General features: G+C 66.0%; 14 protein-coding genes. 4 read left to right on the top strand and 10 right to left on the bottom strand.

Features of this window, described 5'->3' with window-relative positions:
- Position 1: 1 nt before the first annotated feature.
- From AC1ROX_RS24610 to dapA, 3 genes are read right to left on the bottom strand one after another with little or no spacing between them, the layout of a single operon-like run.
- The gene (locus tag AC1ROX_RS24610; RefSeq protein ID WP_493130172.1) at positions 2-673 is read right to left on the bottom strand and encodes an SDR family oxidoreductase; all 672 of its coding nucleotides are present in this window, start codon (positions 671-673) and stop codon (positions 2-4) included.
- A gap of 15 nt (positions 674-688) precedes the next feature.
- Positions 689-1159 (bottom strand): SsrA-binding protein SmpB, encoded by a 471-nt coding sequence (gene smpB / locus AC1ROX_RS24605; RefSeq protein ID WP_493130170.1) that lies wholly within the window; start codon positions 1157-1159, stop codon positions 689-691.
- 32 nt (positions 1160-1191) lie between these two features.
- Positions 1192-2070 carry a 4-hydroxy-tetrahydrodipicolinate synthase gene (gene dapA, locus AC1ROX_RS24600; protein ID WP_493130168.1) on the bottom strand — a complete coding sequence of 293 codons (879 nt, stop codon included), beginning with the start codon at positions 2068-2070 and terminating at the stop codon, positions 1192-1194.
- 114 nt (positions 2071-2184) lie between these two features.
- On the opposite strand from dapA, the gene AC1ROX_RS24595 reads away from it, so the two are divergent.
- Positions 2185-4260 carry a lytic transglycosylase domain-containing protein gene (locus AC1ROX_RS24595; RefSeq protein ID WP_493130166.1) on the top strand — a complete coding sequence of 692 codons (2076 nt, stop codon included), beginning with the start codon at positions 2185-2187 and terminating at the stop codon, positions 4258-4260.
- Between the two features lie 36 nt (positions 4261-4296).
- On the opposite strand, the gene AC1ROX_RS24590 is transcribed toward AC1ROX_RS24595, so the two are convergent.
- The 5 genes from AC1ROX_RS24590 to AC1ROX_RS24570 form a co-directional block, all read right to left on the bottom strand.
- Positions 4297-4536 carry an antitoxin gene (locus AC1ROX_RS24590; protein ID WP_493130164.1) on the bottom strand — a complete coding sequence of 80 codons (240 nt, stop codon included), beginning with the start codon at positions 4534-4536 and terminating at the stop codon, positions 4297-4299.
- A gap of 12 nt (positions 4537-4548) precedes the next feature.
- A complete protein-coding gene (locus AC1ROX_RS24585) occupies positions 4549-5133 on the bottom strand; it encodes a hypothetical protein (RefSeq protein WP_493130162.1) in 585 nt (194 codons plus the stop codon).
- Between the two features lie 4 nt (positions 5134-5137).
- Positions 5138-6808 (bottom strand): SWIM zinc finger family protein, encoded by a 1671-nt coding sequence (locus AC1ROX_RS24580; RefSeq protein WP_493130160.1) that lies wholly within the window; start codon positions 6806-6808, stop codon positions 5138-5140.
- A 110-nt stretch (positions 6809-6918) separates the two neighbouring features.
- A complete protein-coding gene (locus tag AC1ROX_RS24575; RefSeq protein WP_493130158.1) occupies positions 6919-7884 on the bottom strand; it encodes an aldo/keto reductase in 966 nt (321 codons plus the stop codon).
- A 48-nt stretch (positions 7885-7932) separates the two neighbouring features.
- A complete protein-coding gene (locus AC1ROX_RS24570; RefSeq protein WP_493130157.1) occupies positions 7933-8244 on the bottom strand; it encodes a monooxygenase in 312 nt (103 codons plus the stop codon).
- 40 nt (positions 8245-8284) lie between these two features.
- Here AC1ROX_RS24570 and AC1ROX_RS24565 point away from each other — a divergent pair, with 40 nt between their 5' ends.
- From AC1ROX_RS24565 to AC1ROX_RS24555, 3 genes are read left to right on the top strand one after another with little or no spacing between them, the layout of a single operon-like run.
- Positions 8285-8974 carry a haloacid dehalogenase type II gene (locus AC1ROX_RS24565; RefSeq protein WP_493130154.1) on the top strand — a complete coding sequence of 230 codons (690 nt, stop codon included), beginning with the start codon at positions 8285-8287 and terminating at the stop codon, positions 8972-8974.
- A complete protein-coding gene (locus AC1ROX_RS24560; protein ID WP_493130152.1) occupies positions 8971-9957 on the top strand; it encodes a threonine ammonia-lyase in 987 nt (328 codons plus the stop codon). Before AC1ROX_RS24565 ends, AC1ROX_RS24560 begins: the two co-directional genes overlap by 4 nt.
- On the top strand, positions 9954-10997 hold the full coding sequence (locus tag AC1ROX_RS24555) for an adenylate/guanylate cyclase domain-containing protein (protein WP_493130150.1): 1044 nt from the start codon (positions 9954-9956) through the stop codon (positions 10995-10997). Before AC1ROX_RS24560 ends, AC1ROX_RS24555 begins: the two co-directional genes overlap by 4 nt.
- A gap of 1 nt (position 10998) precedes the next feature.
- On the opposite strand, the gene AC1ROX_RS24550 is transcribed toward AC1ROX_RS24555, so the two are convergent.
- Both AC1ROX_RS24550 and AC1ROX_RS24545 read right to left on the bottom strand, forming a co-directional pair.
- Entirely contained in the window at positions 10999-11970 is a 972-nt protein-coding gene (locus AC1ROX_RS24550; RefSeq protein WP_493130148.1) for a branched-chain amino acid ABC transporter permease, read from the bottom strand.
- Positions 11967-12839 carry a branched-chain amino acid ABC transporter permease gene (locus tag AC1ROX_RS24545; protein WP_493130146.1) on the bottom strand — a complete coding sequence of 291 codons (873 nt, stop codon included), beginning with the start codon at positions 12837-12839 and terminating at the stop codon, positions 11967-11969. Before AC1ROX_RS24545 ends, AC1ROX_RS24550 begins: the two co-directional genes overlap by 4 nt.
- Positions 12840-12955 lie beyond the last annotated feature (116 nt).

The raw sequence follows: 12955 nt of genomic DNA, 5'->3' as shown, positions 1-12955 counted from the left end.
GCTACCAGGGCAATTCGGTGCCGTCGTAGTTCAGGAAGCGGCCATTGTCGGCAGGCTTCAGCCCGTCGATCACCTTCACCATGGCCGGCACGCTCTGCTCGATGGTCAGCGTGGCCGCCGAGCCGCCCATGTCGGTCTGCACCCAGCCGGGATGCAGCACGACACAGATCAGGCCCTTCGGGGCGAGATCGACCGACAGGCCCTTCCATTCCATGTTCAGCGCCGCCTTGCTGGCGCGATAGGAATAACGGCCGTTGTTGGCGAAGGTGATGCTGCCCAGCCGGCTGGAAATGGCCACCAGCTTGCGGTCCTTCGAGGCGGCGACATGGTCGGCGAAGGCCTCGGCCATCATCAGCGGCGCCAGCGCATTGACCTCGAAGGTCTGCCGCCACACCGCCGGATCGAGCGACCCCAGCACCGTGGCCTCCGTCCCCGAAACGCCGGCGTTGCAGATCAGCACGTCGATCGCCTCGCCCTTCAGTTTTGCGGCTAGCGCCTTCACGGCCGCGTAGTCGGTGACCTCGAGCGTGTGGGGATGGATGTCGCCCTTCACCTGCTTCAATGCCTCAGGGGCGCGCGCGCAGGCATGAACCTTCCAGCCCTTGGCAGCGTACTGTTTCACGAAGTCGAGCCCGAGGCCGCGCGCGGCGCCGGTGATCAGAACAGTACTCAAGCGGCGTCTCCTGTATTAGGTGCGATTGAGCAGGCGGCTGCGCTGACGCTGCCAGTCCCGCTCCTTGATCGAGGCGCGCTTGTCGTGCGCCTGCTTGCCGGCGGCCAGCGCGATCTCGATCTTGGCCCGGCCCCTCTCGTTGAAATAGACCTGCAGCGGCACGACGGTGCGGCCCTCGCGCTGGATGGCGCCGATCAGCTTGTTGATCTGGCCGCGATGCAGCAGCAGCTTGCGCGCCCGCCGGGGCTCATGGTTGTTGCGGTTGCCCGAGGCGTAGATCGGGATGTTGGCGTTGAGCAGCCAAGCCTCGCCACCCTGTTCCGTGACATAGGCTTCGGCGATCGTGCTGCGCCCGCCGCGCAGCGACTTGACCTCGGTGCCGGTCAGCGCGAGCCCGGCCTCGAAAGTCTCCTCGATGAAGTAGTTATGCCGCGCCTTGCGGTTCTGGGCCACAACGGTGCGGTCCAGTTCCGGTTTATTGGCCACAGGACTCTCGGTGAGTTTCTAGGACTCTTAATCTAGTTAGTGAGGCCGGCATGTACCATGGCCTCGTGCACGGCCTTCTTGCTGCTCTCGGCGATCGGCACCATCGGCAGGCGCATCTCGGCGCTGCACTGGCCGATCAGCTCGGCGGCGTACTTCACCGGACCGGGGCTGGTCTCGCAGAACATCGCCTTGTGCAGCGGCATCAGCCGGTCCTGCAGCTCGAACGCCTTGTCGAGGTCGCGCTTCTTCCACGCATCGTGCATGTCGCCGCAGAGGCGCGGCGCCACGTTGGCCGTCACGGAAATGCAGCCGTCGCCGCCCTGCGCCAGGAAGCCCAGCGCGCTCGCATCCTCGCCCGAGAGCTGGATGAAGCCCTTCTTCGCCTTGAGGCGGGTCAGGGTGGGACGGGCCATGTCGTAGCTGGCATCCTTGATGCCGATGATGTTCTTGACCTGCGACAGCCGGATCACCGTTTCGACCTGCATGTCGCCACCGGTCCGCGGCGGCACGTTGTAGAGCAGGATGGGGATGTCGACGGCCTCGGCCACCGCCTTGAAGTGCTGGAACAGGCCTTCCTGGGTCGGCTTGTTGTAATAGGGCACGACCAGCATGGCGGCGTCGGCACCGACCTTCTTGGCATGCTGCGTGAGCTCGATCGCCTCGGCGGTCGAATTCGAGCCGGTACCGGCGATCACCGGCACGCCCGAGCCCTTGGCCGCGCTGATGCAGATTTCGATGACGCGCTTGTGCTCTTCCATCGAGAGGGTCGGCGATTCACCGGTAGTGCCGCACGGGACCAGCCCGTCGGTGCCTTCCTCGATCTGCCAGGCCACGAACTTCTCGAATCCCTTCTCGTCCACCGATCCGTTCTTGAACGGGGTAATCAGCGCAACGAGCGATCCGGTGAACATGGCTTTCCTCCGATTTTCCCTTGGCAATTCACCTTATTAAGCCTCGGGGTTTGGCCCTGCAAGGTGAGCAACTCGCCATTGTGATGCCGCAACTGTCTGCCTACGATTCCTAGCGTGAAAACCAAGAAATCCCCCCTCATCTTGCTGGCCGCCTTGCTGGCGGCCACCCCCGCCCTGGCCCAGCCGGCAGGCCCGACGACCGGCGTGCGGCGGCTGCTGGGCGATGTCGAAAAGCCTGCTCCCGCACCGACCGTGCAGGGAAACTCCGCGACACCGCCCGCCGCGGCCCCCCTGACGTCCCAGCCCGTCTCGGCCAATCCACTCAACGCCGCGGAGACGGCCGCTTTTGCCGCCGCCCTCAAGGCCATCGACGAGAACCGCTGGGCCGACGCGCAGGCCGCGGTCGCGAATTTCCGCAATCCTCTGCTCGACCGCTATGTCGCCTGGAGCATCCTGCGCGCCGCGCCCAGGACCGAGGCGAGCTTTGCCGCGACCTGGCGCTTCCTGCGCGAGCAGCCCGACTGGCCCGAGCCCGAAGTGCTGCGCCGCCAGGCCGAGGAGCGGATCGGCCCCGAGACGCCGCCCACCGAGGTCGTGCGGTACTTCACGGCCTTCCCACCCCTCACCAGCACCGGCCATATGCGCCGGCTCGAGGCGGCCAGCACGGCGGCGCCCAACGACGTTGCCCGCTTCGCCCGCGACACCTGGCAGAACGCCACGCTGCGTGGCTCGGACGAGAACGATTTCCTCAATCGCTACGCCCAGCTCCTGACCGGCCCCGACCAGATCGCCCGCTTCGACCGTATCCTGCGCGAGGGCCGCCACGAGGTGGCGCGCGGTCTCGTGCCGAAGCTGCCGCCCGACTATCAGCCGATCGCCAATGCCCGCCTTGCCATGGCGACGCGAGCGGCCGATGCCGGCACGCTCCTGAAGGCTGTTGCCCCCGCACGTCTCGCCGAAGCGCCGCTGCGCTTCGAGCGGATGCAGTGGATTCGCCGCACCGGCACGCTCGACGAAGCCAAGGCAGCCCTTGCCGGGCCGATCCCGAACCAGACCGATGCCTGGTGGACCGAGCGCAACCTTGTCGTGCGCGGCCTGCTGGATGCCAATCGACCCGCCGATGCCTATGCCGTCGCCATCGGCCACGGCCTCACCAAGGGCGTCGCCTTTGCCGAGGGCGAATTCCTGGCCGGCTGGATCGCACTGCGCCAACTCAAGAAGCCGGCCGATGCGCTGAAGCATTTCTCGACGCTGTACGACGGCGTCTCCACCGACATATCGAAGAGCCGCGGCGCCTACTGGCTCGCCCGCACCTACGAGGCGGCCAAGCAGACCAAGGACGCCAACGACTGGTACGCGCGCGCCGCCGGCTACGGCCAGACCTTCTACGGCCAGCTTGCAGCCAAGAAGCTCCAGGGCGTGAACCCGAAATTGCCGGTCGATCCCGTCCCGACCGCTGCCGAGAAACAGACGCTGGCCGGCCGCGAGCTCGCGGTGATGGCGCGCTATCTCGGACAGGCCGGAGACTACGAGCGGGCGCGCCCGTTCCTGCTGCGCCTTGCGCGCTCGATCACGACGCCGGGCGAGGTCGCCCTGCTGGCCGAGCTTGCCCTCGACCTGAAGCGGCCCGACGTGGGCCTCACCGTGGCGCGCCGCGGCGCGGAGAACGGCGTGGTGCTGTTCGACGCCGCCTTCCCGATCGTCGATCTCGGCGCCACGGGCTCGGTCGAGCGGGCGCTGGCCATGGCGCTCACCAAGCAGGAAAGCTCGTTCAACTCGGCCGCCGTCTCGACCTCCGGCGCGCTCGGCCTGATGCAGCTCCTGCCCGGCACGGCGCGCGACGTGGCGGGACGGGCGAAAGTGCCCTTCATCCAGGACAAGCTGACCCGCGACCCCGCCTACAACGTCCAGCTCGGCAGCCAGTACCTTGCCGAGATGCTGCAGCGCTTCGGCGGCTCCTACGAATTGGCACTTGCGGCCTACAATGCCGGCCCCAACCGGGTGGCGCGCTGGCTGGAAGCCGGCAACGATCCGCGCACGGGCAAGATCGACATGGTCGACTGGATCGAGATGATCCCCTTCCGCGAGACCCGCAATTACGTACAACGCATCATGGAAGGCGTGAACGTCTATCGCGATCGTCTGAACGGCCAGTTCAAGAGCGTCCCGCCGGCGACGGGACGGTCGTAAGAAAGCCCGACCTCTATCAAGGAAGAATGCTACCGATCAGAGCCCATGTCGCTCCGGCAATTCCTCGACATCTCGACGTTCAACTGTCAACGGTGCCGGCAGAGCGCGCAGCTGCTTGATCGTCGCCGGGATAGATGTAGCTGCCGGATAGATCGTCATCACGTCGCCGGAACGCACGACGACAAGTTCCCGATCCTCTCCGAACGCGACATCCTTCGGCAGGCGAATGGCTTCGCTATTTCCGCTGCGGAAGGTTCTGGTTCTCGTAATCGTCATAACATTCCCTTCTCAGCCTTCGACAGACGGCAGGTCAAGAGCCGAGCGTAGCCGTCCCTTGCCGCGGACGTAGAGTGTGGAGTCGGGAGCCGACGCGAGGAGATCGACATACGGCTTGAAGCCGTCGACGACCTTGTTGAAGGGGATCGAGCCACAGCCAGGAACCATGCAGTCGAGCTTGCCCTTCGGACAGGTGCTGTAGCGGCAGAGCCGGCCGAGATAGCGGTCGCTGTCCGGCTCGAACAGAAACACGTCGACCCGGTTGCTGGGCGTGCTGACTCCCGTGCCCGCCTTGAAGGCGGCAGTCAGAGATTGCGCCAGGGCCCGGCGCATTTCTTCCAGACGGTCCTGGGCGTCCAGCCAGACCGCCAGATCGAGATCACCACATTCGTGCCAGACCTCGATGCGCGCGCGGCGGTACTCCGAAAAGCGTGGCACCTCCTTCCACAGCCGCTTGGCGACGGAGCCGATGACGGCCACGGCCTGCACCTCCGCAAACGCGGCGAATGCATCCGCCACCACATCGGCAGCCATGCGGAACTCCCGCTGCTGGCGCAGCAAGTACTGGTTCTGTTGCTCGATCTTGGCGCGCCGCATGGCGTCACCCCAGCAGCTTGATGAAATTGCGTTTGCGCTGGTGGCGCTCCTTGAGCGCCTCCATATAGGCCTTATGGCTGCCAGCATCGCGCAGCCTGGCCATACGGGCAATCAGCTTACAGGCCGTCTCGTAGTTCCCGCTGCCACCGACGGCGACGTGTGATTCGACTCGCGCTGCATAGACCGCGAGCGCCTCCGCCGGATGGGTCTTCTCGCTCGCTTCGGCGAGGGCGTCCGTGAGATATTGCCCGACACGGGGATGGCTGCGCACGGCCGCCCACGCCGCATCGTACATCTTCTCTTCCATCAGGACGTGAATGAAGACATCGGCCGCAGCGTCCCCTTTCATGGTCTGGTCCGCCGCTGCTTTCGTCTCCAGGTATGCCAGCGCGCGCTCGCCCGCGGCTTTGCCGGCGAGCTGCCGGAGCCGCCGATAGAGCTCCAAGTTTGGAGCCTTCTCGAACGCCTTCCACAAGCGAGCGGCGGCATCATCCTTCCGACCCGCCTTCAATAGGAGTTCGACGACAAACAGCACCAGCCGTTCGTCCGGCCGCCCGTCCTCGAACATCCAGAGCCCTTCCTCGGCCCGCCGCAGCGCTTCTTCCGTACGGCCCTGCGCCCGGCAGAACTCTGCCAGCCGCAGATAGGCCCATGGCGACGAGAGATTCCGAGCACGCAGCGCAATGCGCGCTTCGACGTCGCCGTCGCGTTCCGCAAAAAAGTCGATGATATCAACGAGCCGGCTGGGGTCGTCCCCGTTTTCCGGCTTTCGTGCCGGCGGCGGCAATTTCTCCCAAGCTTCAACAGCAAGGCGCCGATATTCGGCGAGCCCCACCTCTCCCAACGCCTCGGCATAGCGCACCAGGGCCCGGTAGAAAGTATCGTATTCCTCGGACATCTCGCGCGCAAAGAGATCGCGCGCGAGTGTGACCGGTTCAGGCTTAGCCACCAGACAGGCGGTGAGATGGATGTCGCTAGCCTGTTCAAGCAGGGAGTGGCCATGGCCATCGGAATCGTCGATCGACTCGATCGCTCCCTCGATACGGTCGATGGCGTGCAGGGCGAGCTTCAGGGCCAGAATGGCATGCTGTCCCTCGGCAAGCTGGGCGACGGCATCGAGGGCTGCGCCGATATTCTCGGCCCAGCCCTCCACCTCGCCATAGTCGACGAAGCCTCTCGTGCGGGTGGCGCTGTCGATCGCGCGCCGCAGTTGCTTCTCAAGGCCCTTGGCGTTGCCCGGCGCAGCCGCCGCGGCAGCGATGCCCAGCTTGCGGAACAGCGCCGCATCGCGCTCGGCAAGATCGACGATCATGTCGGCCAGGGCATCGACACCCTTCTGCTTCAAGTGCGCACGAATGTGGTCGAGAGTGGTCGGCGCTTGGCCCTCGTCGCCCGTCTCGTTCACAGCAAGTGCGACCGCCACCATGTGCTTGCACATATCGCTGTCGTCGTAGGCCGGGCATGAGCATTCGCCGCCCACGGTCTTGCCTCGCCCCGTCAGCACCGTGCGGTAGTCCTCCGAACCCGCGACCTGCGCAAGCACCCGGTTGCGTTCGATCGACAGAAGCTCGACCTGGCCCTTGCGATGATAGTCCTCGCCGCGGGCGAACACCTTGTCGCCGGCCAGCTTGCGCAAGACCGCGATGTCGAAGCGGGGCTGACGGCGCGTTTTCATACCGGCGGCCGCATCCGCTCTCATCGTGCCGCGATATCTATCTTATTGTCCGTCGCCAGGACCTTGACCCACACACGCTTTACCATCGGCAAGCTTTCCAGCAGGTGTTGTCACCCGGCAATCCGCTGCACGGCAGCTGCCGGCAACGGCCCCTTGTTCACGGCCGCGATCGCCTCTTCGAGGTGTTGCAAGGTCGAGTAGCCGACCAGCATCGTCGAGACGTTCGGGTGCGAGATCACGAAGCGTTCGCCGAGTTCGGTGAGGCTGCCCGCTGCGCCCTCCTTCACCAGCGGCTCCAGTTGCTTGGCGCGCTCGACGTCGCCTGCGAAATCGGGCGCCGAGCCGATCGGCGGGACCTGCTGCTGCGCGAGCGGATGGCGGTCGGTCGTGCCGGCGAGCGCGCCGCCCGCCAGCGCGCGGATGATGATCGTGCCCATGTCGGCGGCCTTGGCGCGGTCGAGCAGGCGACCGTAATCGAGGCCGGGCGCGCCCTTTGGCATCGCGCCGCCTGCGCTAGGATTGAGCGCGTTGTAGACGACCTGCACCGTGTCGAAGAGCTTCGAATCGACAGCCTTGAGGAGCGCGGCGGGTTCGCCGACGCCGCTGAAGCCGATGAAGCGCGTCTTGCCCTGCTTGCGCAGCTTCTCCAGCGCGGGCACCACCTCGTTCAGCGCGATCTCGACGTCTAGATTGTCGCCGCCGTCCTTGGCCGTCAGCGGATTGTGGAGTTGCAGCAGGTCGACATGGTCACGGCCCATGCGCTTCAGGCTCTCCTCGGTCGATTGCGCGATGAAGGCTGCGACATTGCCGCGGGCCGCCGCGGTCAGGCGAAACTTGGTACCGACCACGACGTCGGCCTTCAGGGCGTTCAGCACGCGGCCGAGATTCTTCTCGGACTCGCCGTCGCCGTAGCGCGCTGCCGTATCGAAATAGTTGATGCCGGCCTCGATCGCGCGCGCGACGGCCCGCTCCTGATCGGCCGCCTGGCCCTTGGTGAAGAGACCGCCCACCGCACCGGCGCCGTAGCCCAGCACCGAAACCTCGAGGCCCGTCCGGCCAAGTTTGCGCTTCTGCATCATTCGCTCCCTGTCATTTCATGAAGTGCGCAACGACCGTTCCGGGCGTCACTCTTCGATGCGGACTTTGCCCGCCTCGTTATCTACGACCACATGGTTATCGTAATAGGTCACGATCGGCCTGGCGCCGAAGGCGGCCTCCATGCGGGCTTCCCACTCCGGCGTGTACCAGGCCTGGGCCGCGGCCTCGGATTCCCAGAGATAGACTCCGCCGCCGCCCGCCTCGCCGTTGAGGTAATACTTCCGCAACAGGCCCTTGGCGCCGAGTGCCGTATAGGTGGGTGCGGACTTTCGCGCGGCCTCGACCGCGGCATCGCGGGGCCGCTTGGTCATGGGGATTTGAACGATGGCGACGAACATGCTTGTTAGCCTACGGTCTACGCCGTTTCGGAGCAATTGAATGGCCGTTCCCCTGCCCGGCATCGAGATGTGCGTCTTCGACGCCTACGGCACGCTGTTCGACTTCAACTCGGCGGTGGCGCGCCATCGCAGGGCGGTCGGGCCTTCCGCCGACGCGCTCGCCGAGCTGTGGCGGCAGAAGCAGATCCAGTACACGTGGCTGCGCAACGCCATGGGAACCTACGCCCCCTTCTGGCAGGTGACCGGCGAGGCACTCGACCATTGCCTGGCCGCCCATCGCATCGCCGATCCCGCCATACGCGAGAAACTGATGGGCGCCTACCTGGCGCTGGAGCCGTTTCCCGAGGCACCGGGCATGCTGGCCTGTCTCGCGCGCGGCGGCATGCGGACCGCGATCCTGTCCAACGGCAATCCCGGCATGCTCGATCCGATGGTGGCAGCGTCAAATCTCGCCAACCATTTCGAGGCGGTGCTGAGTGTCGATGAGGCCGCCGTCTTCAAGCCCGATCCGCGCGCCTATCGCCTCGTCGAGGCGCGCTGCGGCGTGACGCCCGACAAAGTGTGTTTCCTCTCATCGAATTGCTGGGACGCCCATGGCGCCGCGCAGTTCGGCTTCCATACCGTCTGGGTGAACCGCACCGGCGCGCCCGACGACAACCTGCCCGGCACGCTCGCGGCCGAAATCCGCGATCTGTCCGGGCTTCCCGACCTGATTGGTGTTTCACGATGAGTTCGCTTCCGACTTTTGCTGATGTCCAGGCCGCCGCCCGCCGTCTCGACGGCGTGACGATCCGCACGCCGCTGCTCGAAAATGAGCGCGTGAACCGCAAGCTGGGCGGGCGCCTGTTCCTCAAGGCCGAGTGCCTGCAGCGCACCGGTTCGTTCAAGCTGCGCGGCGCCTACAATTTCCTCGCCTCGATGAACGAAGCCGACCGCGCCAAAGGCGTGGTCGGCTGGTCGTCGGGCAATCATGCGCAGGGACTGGCCGAGGCGGCACGCCTGATGGGCATCAAGGCCACCATCGTGATGCCGGCCGATGCACCGGCGCTCAAGGTCGCCAACACGCGCGCGAGCGGCGCGGAGGTCGTGCTCTATGACCGCGTGAAGGACAGCCGCGAGGAGATCGGCCAGGGCATCGCCGCGAAGACCGGCGCCACCATCGTGCCGCCCTACGACCATCCCTGGATCCTGACCGGCCAGGGCACCGCCGGCCTCGAGATCGCCGAACAGGCGAAGGCAATCGGCGTCACGCTCGATGCCGTGGCGGCGCCCTGCTCCGGCGGCGGGCTGGCGACCGGCGTGGCGCTGGGCGTCAAGGGCATCAGCCCGACGACGAGCGTTCATGCCGGCGAACCGGCCGGCTTCGACGATCTTGCCCGATCGCTTAGCTCCGGCACCAAGCAGAAGAACGAGAAGCTTTCCGGCTCGATCTGCGATGCGCTGCTGGCGCCGACGCCGGGCGACGTCACCTTCCCGCTGGCCCAGCAGGTCCTGGGACCGGGCCTCGTCGTCACCGATGACGAAGTGCTGGACGCCATGGAACTGGCCTTCCGCGAGTTCAAGCTGGTACTCGAGCCGGGCGGCGCCGTGGCGCTGGCCGCGGCGCTTACCGGCAAGCTGACCGTGAAAGGCCGCGCCGTCGCCGTCGTCTGCTCGGGCGGCAACGTCGATCATGCCACGTTCAAGCGGGCGCTCGACCGGGCCGCTGCATGATCTCTCGCGGCCGCGACCGGCGCGACTGGCGGGTCATCCTCTGGCTCAGCCTGGGGAGCGCGCTGATCAGCGCCTATTTCGGCTACGCAGTCGGCGAAGCGGAAGTGCCAGGCTGGCGAGCGGCGCTGTCAGGCATGGCGAACTCGCTCGTCATCGCCACGCCGATCATCCTGTTCGAGGTCAAGGGACAGAAGCTCGGCTTCATGAGGCGCCTGCGGCGGCTGCCGCTCATCTGGTACTTCCTCTTCAGGGTGATCTTCTACTCGGTCGTCATCGTCGGCGGGCTGATCGTGACAAGCGCGACGATCGGCCCCCGGGGCTTCCAGTTCGACGCGACGTTCCGCGATTCGCTCGTCTTCGCCATATCGATGTCCACGATCGTCAATCTCCTGTTTCAGGTCGGCCTCCTGCTGGGCTTCCGGACGCTCTCGAACCTGGTGACCGGCCGCTATTCGAAGCCACAAGCCGAGCAGAGGGTCTTCCTGCTGATCGACATGAAGAACTCGACCGGCCTCGCGGAAAAACTGGGACCGGTCCGCTTTCACGAGCTGCTCAACGACTTCTTCCGTGACGTCGCCGATGCCGCCCTCGAATGTGGCGCGGAGATCCACAAATATGTGGGCGACGAGGCGATCCTGACCTGGCCACAGGCTAAGGCCTTGGTCGACGGCGCCTGCCTTGCCTGCCCCTTTGCCGTGCAGCAGCATATTGCCAACAATGCCGCGCAGTACCGTCGGCGCTTCGATGCTCTTCCGGAGTTCCGCGCCTCCGTGCATTGCGGCGAGATCGTCGCCGGCGAAATCGGCGACGTCCGGCGTGAGATCGCCTATGTCGGCGACACGCTCAATGTCGCCGCGCGCCTCCTCGAATCCTGCAAGACCCTGGGCCGCGATGTGCTGGTGTCGGCCGAATTGCTGGCGCAGGTCCCTCTGCCGGCCGACCTGCGGGCCGAGCCCCTGCCGACGCTGACGATCCGCGGTCGCGCCGCGCCGCTCGCGATCGCGGCGCTATCGCTGCGCGCAGGCCAGGATCAGGTCTGACTCACCCGTCTTTGCGCTTGCCCGGCGACTTCAACTGCGCGAGCAGGCTGCCCAGGATGCCCTTGGGCAGGAAGATGATGAACAGGACCAGCAGAACGCCGTAGACCAGATTGTCCCAGCCGACGGCCTTGGTTCCGAAGCCGATGCGCAGGACCTCGGCCAGCATGATGGTGATGATGGCGCCGATCGTCGGCCCCAGGGCCACGTAGATGCCGCCCACCACGGCGGCAAACACCATCTGCAGCGAGACCGCGATGCCGCTCACCGTGTCGGGCGAGATGAACATCTGGTACTGGCCGTAAAGGGCGCCCGCCATCGCCGTCATGACGGCGCTGATCACGGTGATGCGCAGCTTCTCGGCCGTCACGTTGACGCCCGCCGCCGCCGCCGCGTCCTCGTCCTCCGAGATCGCCTCCATGGCATAGCGGCTCATGCTGCGGTCGATCCAGTACCAGACCGCCAGGCCGCCGGCCCAGACCCCGAGCGCGATCAGGTACCAGACGACCTTGTCGTCGAACTGCAGGGCCAGGAAATGGCTGCCCTTGGTGCGCTCCGGCGTGTAGCCCAGCGAGCCGCCGGTATAGTCGCGGGTGGCGATGATGATCTGCAGCACGATGCCCGACAAAGCGAGCGTCACCAGCGCAAAATAGTGGCCGGTGATGCGGAAGCGGAAGCAGGGATAGGCCACGACCAGCGCCAGCGCGCCTGCACAGAGCATGGCCGCCGGAATGCCGATCCAGGGTGAGATGCCAAGGTGGTTCCACAGCAGCGCCGTCACATAGGCGCCGACGCCCATGAAGCCGCCATGGCCCAGCGACACCAGCCCGAAGCGCCCCATCATCGACCACGACGTGTAGGCGAACGACCAGATGAGGATCAGCACCAGGATGTGCAGATGGTAGGGGTCGCGATAGACGAAGGGCAACGCGACCAGCGCGGCCAGGCCGATGCCCCAGGCGAGCTGCTTGTTCATGAGCGCTTCGCCAGCAGGCCGGCGGGCCGGATGAACATCATCACGATGAAGAAGGCGAAGGCCAGCACGTAGCCCCATTCGAGGTCTGAGAAGAGGCCGCCGAGCGAGATGATCTCGGCGAACAGGAAGGCCGCCACGAAGCCGCCCACGAAGTTGCCCAATCCGCCCAGCACGCAGATCAGGAAGGTGATCGGGCCGAACGACAGGCCGACGAAGGGATGGACGTCGTACTGCAGCACCAGCAGGCAGGCCGCGAGTCCGGCCAAGCCGCCGCCCAGCGCCGAGGTGACGAGGTAGATCTTCTTCGTGTCGACGCCCATCAACGCCATGATCTGGCGATCCTGCGCGATCGCGCGAATGGCCGTGCCAGTGTAGGTCCGCGTCATGAAGAGATAGACGGCAACCATGCCGATCAGGGCCGCGCCGAAGGCCAGCAGGCGAGCATAGCTGAAGTGCATCTCGCCCAGCGCCAGCACCGGCAAACGGATGCCGAGATTGCGGAAGTCGATGCCGAAGGCCACCGTGGCGAAGCTCTGCAGCACGAACAGCACGCCGCCGGTAGCGAGGAGCTGGTTGATGGGCGGCGCGCCCAGCAGCGGCTCGATCACCAGGAAGTGCAGCAGCGCTCCCAGCGCGGCGACCAGCAGGATGCAGAGGGGTGCGGCGACCCAGTACGGCATCTGATAGACCGAGAACAGGTAGTACATGCCGTACATGCCGATCATCACCAACTCGGCGTAGCAGATCCACGTCACGTCGATGACGCCGAAGATCAGGTTCAGCCCGAGCGCCAGCAGCGCCAGGACGCCGCCCAAGAGGATGCCGTTGACCAGCGCCTCGAGCAGGTAGATGTCGAAAATTTCCATCATCGCTTCACCTGCCGGGGGCGCGCCACTCCAGTGGCGCGATCTTGATTGGCGGCCCAACATGACGCGCGACTGGAGTCGCACGCCCCCAGCGTCCGGGATCGGGATCAATTACTTCC

It is taken from the genome of Reyranella sp. GW821-FHT14A01 (assembly GCF_058803965.1).
Note: the sequence above shows the minus strand (reverse complement) of the source record. Positions and strands in the feature narration are given on the sequence as shown.